12 protein-coding genes are annotated in these 14,201 nt (G+C 62.0%); 4 read left to right on the top strand and 8 right to left on the bottom strand.

What is annotated here, in order from left to right; genetic code table 11:
• Nucleotides 1–62 precede the first annotated feature (62 nt).
• The 4 genes from HNQ60_RS21945 to mtnN all read left to right on the top strand — a co-directional run bounded on the left by HNQ60_RS21945 (nucleotide 63) and on the right by mtnN (nucleotide 3,245).
• A complete protein-coding gene (locus HNQ60_RS21945; protein WP_184334904.1) occupies nucleotides 63–581 on the top strand; it encodes a pilin in 519 nt (172 codons plus the stop codon).
• Between the two features lie 15 nt (nucleotides 582–596).
• Nucleotides 597–1,589 carry a type II secretion system F family protein gene (locus tag HNQ60_RS21940; RefSeq protein WP_184334903.1) on the top strand — a complete coding sequence of 331 codons (993 nt, stop codon included), beginning with the start codon at nucleotides 597–599 and terminating at the stop codon, nucleotides 1,587–1,589.
• 12 nt (nucleotides 1,590–1,601) lie between these two features.
• A complete protein-coding gene (locus HNQ60_RS27700; RefSeq protein WP_184334902.1) occupies nucleotides 1,602–2,081 on the top strand; it encodes a pilin in 480 nt (159 codons plus the stop codon).
• Nucleotides 2,082–2,408: 327 nt separating this feature from the next.
• Nucleotides 2,409–3,245: a 5'-methylthioadenosine/S-adenosylhomocysteine nucleosidase gene (gene mtnN / locus HNQ60_RS21930; RefSeq protein WP_184334901.1), complete on the top strand. Its 837-nt coding sequence runs from the start codon at nucleotides 2,409–2,411 to the stop codon at nucleotides 3,243–3,245.
• Nucleotides 3,246–3,276: 31 nt separating this feature from the next.
• On the opposite strand, the gene HNQ60_RS21925 is transcribed toward mtnN, so the two are convergent.
• The 8 genes from HNQ60_RS21925 to HNQ60_RS21890 form a co-directional block, all read right to left on the bottom strand.
• Nucleotides 3,277–4,638 (bottom strand): 8-oxoguanine deaminase, encoded by a 1,362-nt coding sequence (locus tag HNQ60_RS21925; RefSeq protein WP_184334900.1) that lies wholly within the window; start codon nucleotides 4,636–4,638, stop codon nucleotides 3,277–3,279.
• Between the two features lie 29 nt (nucleotides 4,639–4,667).
• A complete protein-coding gene (locus HNQ60_RS21920) occupies nucleotides 4,668–5,726 on the bottom strand; it encodes a purine-nucleoside phosphorylase (RefSeq protein ID WP_184334899.1) in 1,059 nt (352 codons plus the stop codon).
• Nucleotides 5,727–5,733: 7 nt separating this feature from the next.
• A complete protein-coding gene (locus tag HNQ60_RS21915; RefSeq protein WP_184334898.1) occupies nucleotides 5,734–6,795 on the bottom strand; it encodes a purine nucleoside permease in 1,062 nt (353 codons plus the stop codon).
• A 112-nt stretch (nucleotides 6,796–6,907) separates the two neighbouring features.
• On the bottom strand, nucleotides 6,908–7,825 hold the full coding sequence (locus HNQ60_RS21910) for a phosphorylase family protein (protein ID WP_184334897.1): 918 nt from the start codon (nucleotides 7,823–7,825) through the stop codon (nucleotides 6,908–6,910).
• 199 nt (nucleotides 7,826–8,024) lie between these two features.
• Nucleotides 8,025–10,418 (bottom strand): TonB-dependent siderophore receptor, encoded by a 2,394-nt coding sequence (locus HNQ60_RS21905; protein WP_184334896.1) that lies wholly within the window; start codon nucleotides 10,416–10,418, stop codon nucleotides 8,025–8,027.
• 249 nt (nucleotides 10,419–10,667) lie between these two features.
• Complete coding sequence (locus tag HNQ60_RS21900; protein WP_184334895.1) at nucleotides 10,668–12,092, bottom strand: adenosine deaminase family protein; 1,425 nt, start codon at nucleotides 12,090–12,092, stop codon at nucleotides 10,668–10,670.
• 134 nt (nucleotides 12,093–12,226) lie between these two features.
• Nucleotides 12,227–12,922 carry a TetR/AcrR family transcriptional regulator gene (locus HNQ60_RS21895; RefSeq protein ID WP_184334894.1) on the bottom strand — a complete coding sequence of 232 codons (696 nt, stop codon included), beginning with the start codon at nucleotides 12,920–12,922 and terminating at the stop codon, nucleotides 12,227–12,229.
• A gap of 28 nt (nucleotides 12,923–12,950) precedes the next feature.
• Complete coding sequence (locus tag HNQ60_RS21890) at nucleotides 12,951–14,039, bottom strand: BMP family ABC transporter substrate-binding protein (RefSeq protein WP_184334893.1); 1,089 nt, start codon at nucleotides 14,037–14,039, stop codon at nucleotides 12,951–12,953.
• Nucleotides 14,040–14,201 lie beyond the last annotated feature (162 nt).

The following is a 14,201-nucleotide window of genomic DNA, read 5'->3' as shown; positions in this document are numbered from 1 at the left end:
TGTTGTGGCAGAATCGGTCGCAAGGCTCCCCCAACAACACGCACGCAGCATCGGGGAACGGCATGCGGGTCACGCGCTCCATCGTGCAAAGCTACATCGAGCTGACCGATGTACTGGTCGCCATCGGCATCATCGGTGTCGTGGTCACAATTGCGCTGGGGGACTACCGGCGCGCGCTGACTCATGTCGAGCTGATCGAGGTGCCTTTCCTGGTTTCCGGCATTCGCGTCGATCTTCACGAGTATCGGGCGACTCACGGGGCCTGGCCGGATCGCGACGGCGTCTCCTCTCACTCCTCGAGCAGAAGCATCGAGGATGAGCGCGGCACAAACAACGTCAGGGTAGGCGGCGAAGCGGCTCTGCATTTCACGATGGCACTGATGACGACGAGCGACGCCGGAGTGCTCTCCTACCGTGCAGCCGTCGTGCCAGGGAATGCTTCGTCTTCCATCATCTGGACCTGCGGCTTCGCTCCGGTGCGCGAGGGATTCGTTGCTCCCGGCACGAATGAAACGACTTTCGCCGATGCCCTGCTGCCCTCGCCTTGCCGGCAAGGACTCGCGCCCACGACAAAATACTGAAGGAAGGATTCGGCGATGGACGAGCTGAGTGCATTTGCCGGTCGCGAAGTCATTCGCGTACTGCGGGACGAAGGTGCGGACCTGTCGGCAGCGTTCTCGCGATTGCGCGACGTATTGACTGGCGATCTGCTGGCCGCGTGCGCGCGACTGCAGAGCGAGTTTGAGAGCACCGCGAAGCCCACCGGCGATTTCGAACGGGACGGCTTGCGCGTCGCCATTCGCAGCGTCCAGCTCGTTCAGGAGCATGACGGCCAGTTCACGAGCGAGCTATGGGCCGAGCTGGACCGGCGTCAGCTCGCTGGATTCGAGCTCTCCTCCAGTCTCGTACGAGGCCTGCTGAATACGTTGGTCGCGTCGTCGGCGACCGCGGCCATCGCGCTCGTGATCGCTTTCATCTACGGGATCTTCGTTCTGCCGCAGTTCGCGTCGACGTACGCAGCCATGGGTGCCGAGCTGCCTTCGCTGACTGCCGCAGTGCTCGGTGGCGGCGGCTGGATTGTGCTGATTCTGGTGCTGCTGATGATGGCCGCATCCATCCTCGCCTTTCCGCTCCAACCCGGCTGGGGCATCGGCCGCCATCGACGAGCATGGCGCCTCGACCTGTTCTCGAAACGCGCCGTGTTCTGCCGCGCGGTGGCGAACGACTACCGCCGGTTTCTCTTCGTCTGCTATGCAGCGACGCTCGTCGCCGCGGGAATTCATCCGCGCAAGTCGTTGGCCGCCGCGGCCCGGGAAGCCGGGATCTACACCGATCTGGATTTCGAAAGCGCGGAAGCTTCCGCAATGATGGCAACGCTGCCGACCCAACTCATGAGTGCCGACCGTCTCGGCCATCTGCGCGAAGAGCTGGCAACGCAGCGTGGGTTGCAAGCAGACGCCATTGCGAAATCGATCGAAGGCCTGCAGCTGCGGACCGCGATACTCATGCGCGGTCTCCTGTACTTCCTGGTCGCGACGCTCGTCATCGCCATGTACCTGCCGATCTTCAAGCTCGGCAGCATCATCTGAAGGAGAGAGAAGATGAAATCCCGGGGCTTCACGCTGATCGAGCTGATGATCGTCGTCGCGATCATCGGCATCCTCGCCGGCATCGCCATTCCGGCGTATCAGGACTACACCATCCGCTCGCAGGTGGTCGAAGCGTTTTCTCTGGCCAGCGAGCTCAAGCCTTCGATCCAGGACTATCGCAAGGAGCACGGCCGGTTCCCGGCGACCAATGCTGACGCAGGTGTCCCGGAAGCACAGCTCCTGATCGGCAACTACGTCTCACGCATCGACGTGGTCGACGGCGCGGTGCATATCGCGTTCGGCCAGCTCGCCAACAGCAACCTGAAAGGTTCAGTCATCACACTGCAGCCGCTCGTCGTCAAAGGCAGCCCGACCAGCCCGATGTCCTGGCGCTGCGGCAAGCGCGAGATCCCGGAAGGCATGGAAGCACTGGGCGAGAACCGCACGACGGTGGACAACAAGTACGTGCCGGCGGCGTGCAGGGGGACGTGAGGGGACGACGCAGGGCACGCACCTCTTGCTGTGGGTCCGGCTTTAGCCGGACGTCATCGCGCCAGCGATGCCTTTGTCCGACTGCGTCGGACGGCAGAGCCTTCGGCTAACGTCCGGCTAAAGCCGGACCCACAGCGGGAGCGTTGCCGCGCCCCCATTCGGCCCAACCACTCATCGCATCGCCTCAACGCAGAGCAGACCACCGCGACTACCGAGCGAACGGCAGAAGGAAAAACACACATTCTCCGCCTGGCTCGCGGCTCACAGCTCATCGCTCGCCGCTGGTCGGAAACTTGCACTTCCCTCCCACTCATCCGCGGAGGCCCCATGCGATTCCTATTGACCGCTCTTTGCCTGCTCACTGCCACCATCGCGCTCGCTGGTGAGGCGCCCGCGACGCCTGCCCACTACAAGCCCTCCGACACGATCGTCATCCTCGGCGCCGTTCCGCAGGAAATCACATTGTTCCGGGAAGCGATGGGCAATCCGCCTAAGAGCGAGACCTGGGGCATTCCGTACTATCGCGGCACGATCGCGGGCAAGCCGGTCGTCGTTGCGATCACCGGGATCGGCAAGACCTTCACGGGAATGACGACGACGCTGTTCATCGCGGAATTCAAGCCGCGGCTCGTTCTCATGAGCGGCACAGGTGCGCGGATCAATCGCGAGCTGCGAACGGGCGATGTGATCGTCGCCACAGTCACGTATGAGCACGACTACGGCAGCCTCACCCGCAACGACATGGTCTATCGGCCGATGAACGGCCCGAACGATGGCAACGAGGTGGAGAATGCGTTCTCGCCGCCCGCAGCGTTGCTGAGAATCGCCGACAAGGCGCTGGCGGAATACAAAGGTCCGCAGGTCACCGCGAATGACGCCACCTACACCGTCGCTGCCCGTCGAGGCGTCGTCGCGTCCTCCGATCTGTTCGGCGTCACTGCGCAGCGCATCGAGACTCTGCGGACGCGTTTCAAGACGGACATCATGGAGATGGAGTCCGCACCGCTCGGGCACGTGTGCGAAACCCTTGGGGTGCCTTATCTGATCGTGCGCGCCGGCAGCAATGTCGCGCAGGAAGCGCCGAATGATGACTACCTGAGACTGGGACCGATTGCGGCGAGGGAGGCGGCGAGGTTTTCGCTGCACCTGCTGGAATACTTGTGACCGGATCGCGGAAAGAAGGCAGCTAAAGGCCTCACATGCCGTTGACCATGGCCGCGGATAGCCGATTCACCCTTCGAACGAGCGCAGGCAATTCCACCGTCGTCAATCGTCCCTGGTCCACAATCCGGCGTCCGTTGATGAAGCTGTAGTCGACCCAGTCCACGTGGCACAGCAATAGCGCGGCGACCGGATCGTGCTGCGCGCCCGCGAACGACGGTCGATCGATGTCGACGGTGATGAAATCAGCGGCGGCACCCGGCTCGATGCGACCGATATCGTCGCGTCCGAGTACGCGGGCACCGCCAAGCGTCGCGATCTCCAGTGCCTCGCGAGCAGTCATAGCAGCAGCGTCGCTGTCCAGGACGCGGGCAATCAGCATTGCTTGCCGGGCTTCGCCCAACAGGTGTGTAGCATCGTTTGATGCAGCACCGTCGGCACCCAGACCCACGGGCACACCGGCGGCGCGCATCTTTCGTACTGGGGCCAATCCGCTCGCGAGACGCAGGTTGCTGCAGGGACAGTGGGCAACGCCCGTTCCAGTCTGTCCGAAGAGTGAGATCGCGGAATCGCTCAGACGAACACAATGGGCATGCCACACATCAGGCCCCACCCATCCTGCGGCTTCCGCGTAAGCGCCCGGCTCGAGACCGAACTGCGCCAGGCTGTACTCGACGTCGGACTGATTCTCGGCCAGGTGCGTGTGCAGCCGGACTCCATAACTGCGCGCCAGCGCTGCCGATTCGCGCATGAGCGCCGGCGACACCGAGAACGGCGAACACGGCGCAAGCGCTACTCGCGCCATGGCGTACGGCGCTGAGTCGTGAAACTGCTCGATGACGCGGCGACTGTCGCGAAGGATGTGCTCTTCGTTCTCCACCAGTCGATCCGGCGGCAGTCCTCCGAGGCTCTCGCCGACACTCATGCTGCCGCGGCACGCATGGAACCGGATCCCGATATCCCGCGCCGCGCGAATCTCCTCGTCCAGCGTCACATCATTCGGAAAGAGGTAGAGATGATCGCTCGATGTCGTGCAGCCCGACAGCATCAACTCCGCCGCGCACATCTGCGTGCTGACATACACGCCTTCCGCGGTGAGACGAGACCAGATCGGATACAGCGTCTTCAGCCATTCGAACAAGGAACAGTTCTGCGCTGCCGGCACTGCGCGAGTCAGCGTCTGATAGAAGTGGTGGTGTGTGTTGACGAGACCCGGCAGCACGACGTGACGATCATGCAGATCGAGGACTTCATCGGCGACGGCGGGCAGTTCACTCGTCGGCCCTACTTTCTCGATGACGCGGTCGCGCACGAAGATCGCCGCGTTGCGCAGCTCTTCGCGCTGCGCGTTCATCGTCACCAGCGTATGGATATTCCTGACCAGCAGCGTGCTCATCGACGTTCACCTGCACGCGGCCGGGTGGCTCATGTCCCGCCCGGCACCGCCTGCTCGTACTTCGCCCAGTTGCCGATCAGTTCCTGCACGACGAGATTGCCGACCTGGTAAGCCGCCTCGATTGCGGGCAATCCTTTCTCCGGATATGGCGCCGTCGTGCTCCATGCCGCCGTCTCTCCGGGCGGCGGCATCGTGTAGTTGCTTGCGGTGCGCAGGACCATTACGCGCTGCAGGTCGGCACGATGTGTACGCGACAGGCGTCGCAGCGCCGTCAGCGTGCCGGTGTCTTCCATGTTGGTCATCATGAAATTGTAGTCGGCGCCGGACTGGAGCTTCACCCAGTCGTTTGCCCACGTGTTCATCTTCTCGCCATGCCAGTAGGTGCTGGAGGCGAGGCTCTCTCCGATCGTCACGAACGGCGGCTTCGTCGCGTTGTCGTAGCCTTTGAATTGCGCGCGAAACTCAGCGATGCCCGCACTGTCCGCGACGGGATGATCCTTCGTGAGCTCGTAAGCCCACTGAGCCAGTCCACCGTTGAGCGGAAAGTTGATCGTGTCGACCGTCCAGCCGTCGGCCTTGTCGTTCGGCTTCTTCGCGCCCAGCGGCAGAAGGCCATATGGCCATTCCGCAGGAATCTCACGCGCATCGATCTCGTACAGCAAATCGCCATCGACAACTGTGCGCGACCACGCCGCTGTCCCCAGTGACACATCCAGCGGATCTCCGCCTGCGATCCCCGCCACGAGCCAGTAAGCCTTGCTGAGATCGAAACGCTGATCCGTTCCGAGCGCCATGATCGATGCCGTCGCATTCGTGATGCCGCCACCGGTGCAGATCGCCAGAACACCCGCGTCGTTCATCCGTAGTTCGTACTCGCCCATCGGGAACTCGAAACTCTTGTCGAGCTTGCCGCGCTCCACCCACAGCTGGAACTCGCCCGCTTCATCGCCCGTGACCTTGCCATGTTCGAACATGGCAACGACGACAACTTTCACAGGAATCGGCGCAGCCGCCCGCGGCAACGGCTCCTTTGCACAAGCAGCGAGACCGAGGAGCGGCAGCAGGATCGGCAGCGATCGGCAGTTCATTGCGTTCCTATTTCTTCAGCGGTGGTGTGTGGTCGCGGTACTTCGCCCAGTTCCTGACGATTTCGTCGACGACCACGCTGCCCACGGCGTAGGCAGCTTCGACGGAATCGTTCAGACCCGAATACCCTTCGTTCTCGGCCTTCATGTGCTGCGCGGCGGTGACGCCCGGCGGCGGCATCGTGTAGTTGCTCGCCGTGCGCAGCACCATCATGCGTTCCTTGTCGACCTTGCCGGTCGGATGCACGTACGACAGCGAGAGATAGCTGCCCGTGTCTTCCATCGCCGAGGTGACGAAGTTGCCCTTGCCCCCGGTCCAGAATTTCGTCCAGTCGTTCGCCCACTCGTTCAGCAGCTTGCCGTGCCAGAACGTCATGCCGGCCAGGTTGTCGCCTTTGAGCACGAAGGGAGGCTTCTGTGCGTTCGCGTGATCCTTGAACTTCGCGCGGGTCTTCTGCAATCCCTCGTTGTCCTTCAGCTTCACGTTACGCGTGAGCTGGTACGCCCACTCGGTGAGATCGGGATTCAGGCGAAACACTTCGCCGTTGCCGCCCGGACGCTTCGGGTCGTACGGCCCCGCGGAGAACAGCGGCCAGTAGCCTGTCTTCCAGTCCTTGGGAATCTCGCGTGCATCGATCTCGTGCGCCAGATCGCCGTCGACGAGATACTCCGCCCAGGCCGCGGAGCCGATCGGCGCGTCCTCCGGATCGACCCCGGCGATGCCCGCGACCAGCCAGTACGCCTTCGACAGGTCGAAGCGCGGATCGAGCGCCAGCGCCATCACGGCGGTTGCGGAGTTCGCTGTGCCCATGCCGGTCACCATGCCGAGCACGCCGGTCTTGCGGTTCAGATACAGATCGTGGTGATGCGCGAACTTCAGCTTCTCATCGAGCTTCTGGCGATCGTGCCAGAGCTGGAACTCTCCGGCCGTATCGCCGGTGTCCTTGCCGATCTCGAACATCGTCACGACGACGACCTTGATCTCGATCGGCGGTTCGGCGGCGTGAGCCATCACTGCCGAAAATAGCAGCAGCAATGTGGATAGCAGATGTCGCGGCAATTTCGATGTCATTGGAATACGTCCCCCGGGACTTATCGGTACTACTTCGTCATTCCCGCGCAAGCGGGAATCCATTCTTCTCGGTCCGGATGGATGCCCGCTTGCGCGAGCATGACGGAGGCCACTAATGTGCCGTCGGTTCGCTGGTCATTTCCGGATGCATCCGAAGACCGTCGCCGACGCGGGGCACATCATCCCCGATCGCGGCAATGCGCGGAAGCGTGGCAAGCACGATCCGCAGGCTCAGAGGATTCAGCCTCGGGTATACATTCTTGAGCGTGTCCCATTCCCACTCGCCCACCCCTTCCGCGGGATTGGAGATGGCGACCAACGAGGCATAGTTGATGCCCATCATGCGGGCATACGCCATTTCGGTGCCCACGTTCATGGTCACGAGGTCGGCGCCCCAGGTTGCGAACATGCGGATCTCGGCGGCCGTCTCGAAGCGACCGCCCCGGGCCTGGATGACCACGCCCTGCTCGTGAATCTGGATGTCGTCGTAGTCGTGCGAAGCGCGCAGTGCTTCACGCGTTTCCTCGATCAGGATCTGGCGCAGCAACGGATCCATCGCCGGTGTGTAGCGCGGCAGTGGAATCGCATTCGGATCGCGATAGACGACCAGCGGCATCGCGAGCGGCCGGTCGACGTTCATATCGATGAAGTCATCGGGCACGACATAGTCGTACAGCTTCATCGACTTGTTGATCCCGCCGGCCGTTGCGCCGCCGATCGCATCACGAACCCCGAGATCGTAGAGCGCCGCCCACGTCTCCACCCACTTTCCTTCTCCGTGGCCGTGAACGTAGTAGAACGGGACGCCGCCTGATTCGCAGGCATAGATCGTCGGCGACTCACCCACCTTGGTCTTGATCTTGAACGACCCCTTGATGAGGTCTTTGCGCTTCAGCAGCGCGTCGTTCATGAACGTGCCGCCGACGATCGCGATTCTGGCTTTGGGGAAATCGTTGACGGAGGCGGCGAACGCGGGGGCACCGCAGAGAGCGAGGGCTGCTGTGACGATGCGGGTGACGAGTCGAAGCATGGATGAATCTTGATGTTGTGATGGGTGATGACGTCTTCCTGTGGGTCCGGCTTCAGCCGGACGTCATCGCGCCAGCGACTCCCTTGTCCGACTGCGTCGGACAGCAGAGCCTTCGGCTGACGTCCGGCTAAAGCCGGACCCACAGTCAGACATGGAGACGGGCGAGGTGATGAAGTGACATCACCCCATCACCCGCTCATCAGAACTTGTACGCCGCCGACACCAGGTAGCTGCGCGGCAACTCCGGCAACACCACCGAATTCCCGAACAGGTCCGGGAAGTTCGAGCGGAAGTAGCGTTCGTCCGTCAGGTTCTTGCCTTGCAGGCCGACTTTCCAGCTGCTGGTTTCGTAATACACGCTCGCGTTGAGCAGCGTGTAACTGGGCAGCTTGATGTTCTTTGCGAAGCCGGAATAGACCGAGTCGACGTGCGAGCCGCCGATGGATCCGGTCAGCCCCGAAAGCATGCCGTCGAAGCTGAACATGGCATAGACGCTGAACATGGTCTCCGGGATGCCGGCCTTGCGCGCATCCTCCTTGCCGTCGACTCCCACGACATGAAGACCCACCCCTCCGTAGAGCAGCGACGGATCGACGCCCTGCAGGTCGGCTGCGCCCACGAAGCTGAACTGGGAGCCTGCGTCGAGCGCGCCCATGTTGTAGACCTTCAGGTTCGTGTAGGCGCCCGTGAGCGTGACGTTGTTCGTCACGACCCAGCGGGCTTCGAACTCATAGCCTTCGGCACGCGTGGTGTTGTTCGTCACCGTGTCCTGCGCGTTGTAGTCGAGACGTTCCTGCTCGAAGTAGTCGAGCGCGAGATACAGCTTGTTCTCCAGCATCGCAGCCTTGATGCCGTACTCCGTGAGCTCCGAATCTGCGACGGCGTTGCCGTCTGCCAGCGCGAGCGCGGGAATCTGGCCGCCCTGGCCGAGGATCAGCGTCGACTGCTCCGCCCGGGTCACGTAGGGGCGCAAGCCCCACGGCAGCTGATACGAAAGGCTGGCCGACCAGGACGTCGCACTGTCCGTGTCGTCCGCCTGCGTTCCGGGACTGTCGTTGGAGTCGGCGAGGATTTCCGACTTCATGTCCAGATAGTCGTAGCGGGCGCCGGCAAGGAGGTTCAGCTTCCCGAAGAACGTGACATCCGCCATCGCTGCAAGCGCGTAGTTGGTGAAGTCGCCGACGGTGTGCTGCGAGTAGTTTTCCTGGCCGCGCGTCGCCATCGTGCGTCGGTCGATCGGCGAGCCCGGCAACGTGATGTCACGGCGATCGAAGTACTCGTTGTCGAAGTTGTCGCCGTGCTCGAAGTCCTGATGGCGGATCGACGGGGAGACCTGGACGCTTGCCTCGACCACATCCGTGGGCGAGAACTCGTAGCCGATGACCAGCTGATCCTCGACCACCCACGTGTCCGCCATCTGCGAGAACCCGTAGGCATTCTCGTTCACGTTGTCGAGCGACTCGAAGAACGTCTTGTTCGTCACCATGAGACCGTTCCCGGACTCGTAGATGTAGTCGAAGTACAGCGTCAGCACTTCGCTTTCCAGCGTATCGTCTTCCTGTACCAGCACGGTGTTGCCGTCGATGTGCGCGGTGCCCGGATTCTCGAGATTGAGATTCGGATTGGCCTGCAGCGCCGCCAGGATGCTCTGCGGTGTCTGCGGACCGAACAGGAAGGCCGCCAGGCCAGCGCCCGCGTTGGACTCGTCTGCCGACAGCAAGCCGTCGCCATCGGTATCGAGCGACGGAGGACTGCCCGTGATGTATGTGCCGTCGTCGATCAGTTCCTGTGTCAGGCGGTTCCAGCCCGCCACCTGATTTCCCTTGTAGTCCTGGTACATGCCGCCGAACTCCAGGCGCGACGTGTCGGTGAGCGCCAGGTCGAACGAGGCCTGATACAGGCTTTGATCGGTCGTGGTGTTGTCGTAGTAGCTGTCCGAGTTCTCGAACTCGGTGTAGAGGTAGTAGCCGAGCGGCTTGTTGAACAGTTCTCCGGGGCCGCCAACTTCAGCGCTGATCACCTTCTTGTCCCAGCTGCCCATCGTCACACCGATCTCGCCGGTCGCCTGGTTCATCAGCTGCCCCGTCGATGCGCGCGCCGACTTCGGTACGAAGTTCAGGTAGCCGCCGATCTTCGACGGCCCGTAGATCGGCGATGCCGGGCCGCGCACCACGTCGATACGATCGCTCGCACCGATGGGCGTCGGATAGTTGCCCGGGTTGTCGATGCGCTTCACGCCGCGGAAGTAGTTTTCGCCGGGCGTGCCGCGCACGTCGAGTGAACCCGCGACGCCGAAGAACGATTGGGTGAACGAACCGGGCGTCAGGGCGACCAGGTCATCGATCTCCGTGATCAGCACCTTGTCGAGCATCTCCTTGCTGATGGTCGTGATCGATCGCGGCGTTTCCACTGCGGTCTTGCCGAAGCCGAACACCGACTCGAGCTTCTCGGTTGGAATTACGTTGATGCGATCGCCTTCGACGATCACCTCGTCCAGCACGGCTGAATCGGGTTCGGCGTGAGCGATCGACGCGACACCCAGCGACAACAGGCAGATCGCGCGAATCTCGCGAGCGAGCAAAGAGCTTTTCATTGAAATGAGTCCCCTAGTGGCTTGAAGGTACGGCCAGTACCGATCGCCTTCCCCCAAGCACGTTTGAGGCCAGAATGCTGTCTGGCCGGTCAAAAATTTTCCGGCGCGGGCGGCAGCCGTAAAAATCAGGGGAAAATCAGGGGATTGAACGTTGAGTCGACGGTCTCGCGCGACAGCGTCCGAAGAAGAAATGGCGCGAAGCGCGCCGATGGTGCGGCAGGACGTCCGTGTCCCGCACCGCGCCTGCGCTTATTGGAGGCAGACTTTGTACTGCTTGCACAGGAATGAATAGCTCACGGGCTTCACGTCCTTGAGCGCTGTCCATCCCTGCTTCTGGAATTGCTGCGCAAACGCCTGCACGCGCTTCTCGTAGTCGGCAAGCAGGCGCTGCTTCGTCGGTTCATCGACGAACGAATACTTCAGCGAGTTGCGGCCGAGCTGCGTCAGCTCCTCCCACGAAAGATTGAACTCGCTCACCGCGACGAAGTACTCGTCCGTCATGTTCGAATCCCACATGCCGCGATCGTCCGTCGACAGCGCCACCGGGATGTTCACGCGCAGGTACTCGGGGAATGGATGCTGCGAGTACTTCTGTACGTATTCGAGCAGAAGGTTGCTCACCAGGTTGATCTCGACCATATACGGGCCGTGACGCATGCGGAGCATCGTCTCCGGGTCGCTGATCAGATTGACGCCATGACCAATCCGGTCGGCGCCGAGCAGCAGCGTGTCGCGGATATGGGAATTCGGCTCGTCGACTTCGCCCGCATGAATCGACAGCTTGATGTCCGGATACTTGTGGCGCAGCTCGCGAAGCGTCGGCAGGAAACGCAGCGGATAGCCTTTGTCGTCGTCCTCGCGGCCCACCATGTTCACGCCGACATACAGGTCGCGGTACGCATCATTGATCGCGTACAGCTCCTTCAGTCGCTCTTCCGCATCCGGCGTGAAGCGCAGCAGCGAGTTCTGGAATCGCACGGTCACACCGGTGGCGACCGCATCTTTCGCCTTGAGCCGGGCACGCACGATATTGGCGACTTCATCGCGGGTGAACGACGAACCATCGGCCTTCAGATAACCATCGAGGCCGTTCTGAAGCTCGAGGTAGACAACCCCCTCCTTGCCGAACGCTTCCATGTTCTTGTAGAGCAGCTCCGCAACGAAGTATGGATTGCGGATCATCTCGTCGATCCGGAACCAGTGCGCTTCGAAGAACTCGTGACGACCTTCATGGGGCTTGTCGAGCCGCTGACTGTTGAGCCACGCGTTGCGCTCGCGGTCATCGAGCGCCCCGAGCGCCTTGTATTCGCCCTTCTGGCAATCGTCGAGCTTCGCGTAGCTCGAGCCGCCGATCGTCCGGAACAGCAGCAGGTATCGATCGGGCGAGAACTCGTTTGCTCCGAAGTCGACGCAGTTGTTGATCTTCACCTTCGTGTAGTAGGTGTAGCCGCGCGCCTTCTGCGCCAGCGCCTCGTCCCACATCCATTCGGACAGGTACGCGCCCGGAAGATGGTTGTGCAGATCGCCGCCCTTGGGCAGCGCATACAGGAATGTGTAGAGCTGCTGCGGCGTAGCGTTCTTTTTCAGCTCCTCGAACCAAGGCTCGGCGGCCGTGGCTGTGCGTGCCAGCCCCATCGCGAGCACTGCGAGAATGCACCAGTGACGAACTTTCATGCTTACCTCGAAGATCGGAGAACAGAATTTCCACGGGGTACACGGGGTACACGGGGTACCACGGGGAAGATCAATAACAGGTGCGATTGGCCGTAAATCCCGCGCGTCTGCGCAACCGCCGAGAAACGCATTGCTCATCCTCCCCCCGTGGTCCCCGTGCACCCCGTGGAGAATCTTTTCTCAGACTCAAGAACACCGCAGCCGCGAAGAACTACCTGCGTCAGCGTCCGCGTCGCGCTGTCGTAATCATCGTCGGTGAGCTCCTCCTTGCCGATCGACGCGCGGATCTGGCACGCGAAGTCCGCGTAGTGCTGGGTCGCGCTCCAGAGCAGGAAAATCAGGTGCGCGGGATCGATCGGTGCAATGCGGCCTTGCTGTGCCCAGGCGCGGAACACTTCGGTGCGGCTGCGGAACCAGCGCCGGTACTCTTCGTCGAAGTAGCCGACCAGGTTCGGCGCGCCGTTCAGGATCTCGATGGCGAAGATGCGGGATGCCAGGGGCTGCTCGCGAGAGAAGCGCATCTTCGCTGCGATGTACTCGGGCAGCGCCACGGCCGGATCGTCGTCTGCCTTCAGCTTGTTGAGCGTGCCGTCCCACAATTCGATGATGCGGCTCAGAACCGCCGCGTACAGCTCGAGCTTGCTGTTGAAGTAATAGTGAATGTTCGCCTTGGGCAGTCCCGCACGAACCGCGATGCTGTTCATGCTCGCGCCCTTGTACCCGTGACGGGCGAACTCCTCTTCGGCAGCCGAGAGGATCAGCTGTTCATTCTTGCGGCGGATGCGGCTCGGACTCTTGCGTCCGCGATGGGCGGCAATCTTGAACAACATGGGCCAGTTGTATTCAAGAAACGCGCCGTCACTTCGGCACGGTGCTCGCGACGCCCTCGACATACCAGTTGAACGCGACGAGCTCATCCATGCTCATCTGCTTGCCCGCCGGCACTTTCAGCACGCCGGTATTGTCCTTCAGCGGACCCGCGAAAGGGACGAGCTTGTCGGTCGCGATCGCCTGCTTCCTTTCTTCGAAGAGCTTGGCCACGTCAGCGGGAATCGCGGGATTGAGCTTGGTCAGGACGATGGCCTTTTCCTTCAGGCCCGTACGCGTGATGCGCCCGCCCTTCCACGTGCCAGCCAGGACCTGCTTCGCCATGTCGATGTAGTAGATCGACCAGTCCTGCGTGTTCGCCGTGAGATGCGCCTTCGGCCCGTAGCGGGACATGTCGGAATCCCAGCCGAACGCGTACTTGCCCTTCTCTTCCGCGACCTGAACGGCCGCGGGGGAATCGGTGTTCTGGCTCAGCACATCCGCACCCTGGGCAAACAGCGTCTCCGCCGCCTGACGTTCCTTGCCCGGGTCGTACCAGGTGTTGACCCAGATCACCTTCGTCTGGATCTTCGGATTCACGCTGCGGGCGCCGAGTGTGAACGCATTGATATTGCGGATAACTTCCGGGATCGGATGCGAGCCGATGAAGCCGAGCGTATTGGTCTTGGTCATCTTCCCCGCGAGCACGCCGAGCAGGTACGCCCCCTCGTAAAAACGCACTTCATAAGCCGACATGTTGGGCGCAGTCTTGTAGCCCGTGGCATGTTCGAAACTCACCTTCGGAAACTGGCGCGCCACCTTGAGGGTCGGCTCCATGAACCCGAAAGAAGTCGTGAAAATCAGCTTGTTGCCGCCGGCCGCGAGGCGACGGATGACACGCTCGGCATCGGCACCTTCAGCGACGCTCTCGACGTACGTGGTCTTGACCTTCGAACCCAGCGCTTTTTCCAGCGCCAGGCGGCCGAGATCGTGCTGGTAGCTCCAGCCCCCGTCGCCCACGGGGCCGACATAAACGAAGGCCACCTTGAGCGGATCGGATGGGGCTTCGCTCGCGCCGGCGACCAGGGTCATGCAGCCCAGGGTGAGCGCGAGCAGCGCGGATCTCAGGTTGAATTTCATCGTGACAGGTTCGGTTACAGATTGGATGTTCGCGACGCGGACATGAACTCGGACACAGCCTACGACACGATTTTTGCATCGTACACAGGAAACATGATCTCCCAGTCAAAAATTTTGGTGCGCCCGCGGGACGCCGCTATCCTCAGGAGAGTGGGCTGCACC

Origin of the sequence: Povalibacter uvarum (assembly GCF_014202975.1) — a bacterium.
GTDB lineage: Bacteria > Pseudomonadota > Gammaproteobacteria > Steroidobacterales > Steroidobacteraceae > Steroidobacter > Steroidobacter uvarum.
The sequence above is the reverse complement of the archived record's forward strand: the minus strand, read 5'-3'. Positions and strand labels throughout refer to the sequence as shown.

Excerpts from the sequence above, each read along its gene's own strand:
- HNQ60_RS21940 (WP_184334903.1), top strand. The coding sequence starts at position 597 with ATGGACGAGCTGAGTGCATTTGCCGGTCGCGAAGTCATTCGCGTACTG.
- HNQ60_RS21925 (WP_184334900.1), bottom strand. The coding sequence starts at position 4,638 with ATGAGCACGCTGCTGGTCAGGAATATCCATACGCTGGTGACGATGAAC.
- HNQ60_RS21945 (WP_184334904.1), top strand. The coding sequence starts at position 63 with ATGCGGGTCACGCGCTCCATCGTGCAAAGCTACATCGAGCTGACCGAT.
- HNQ60_RS21895 (WP_184334894.1), bottom strand. The coding sequence starts at position 12,922 with ATGTTGTTCAAGATTGCCGCCCATCGCGGACGCAAGAGTCCGAGCCGC.
- HNQ60_RS27700 (WP_184334902.1), top strand. The coding sequence starts at position 1,602 with ATGAAATCCCGGGGCTTCACGCTGATCGAGCTGATGATCGTCGTCGCG.
- mtnN (WP_184334901.1), top strand. The coding sequence starts at position 2,409 with ATGCGATTCCTATTGACCGCTCTTTGCCTGCTCACTGCCACCATCGCG.
- HNQ60_RS21905 (WP_184334896.1), bottom strand. The coding sequence starts at position 10,418 with ATGAAAAGCTCTTTGCTCGCTCGCGAGATTCGCGCGATCTGCCTGTTG.
- HNQ60_RS21890 (WP_184334893.1), bottom strand. The coding sequence starts at position 14,039 with ATGAAATTCAACCTGAGATCCGCGCTGCTCGCGCTCACCCTGGGCTGC.
- HNQ60_RS21920 (WP_184334899.1), bottom strand. The coding sequence starts at position 5,726 with ATGAACTGCCGATCGCTGCCGATCCTGCTGCCGCTCCTCGGTCTCGCT.
- HNQ60_RS21915 (WP_184334898.1), bottom strand. The coding sequence starts at position 6,795 with ATGACATCGAAATTGCCGCGACATCTGCTATCCACATTGCTGCTGCTA.
- HNQ60_RS21910 (WP_184334897.1), bottom strand. The coding sequence starts at position 7,825 with ATGCTTCGACTCGTCACCCGCATCGTCACAGCAGCCCTCGCTCTCTGC.
- HNQ60_RS21900 (WP_184334895.1), bottom strand. The coding sequence starts at position 12,092 with ATGAAAGTTCGTCACTGGTGCATTCTCGCAGTGCTCGCGATGGGGCTG.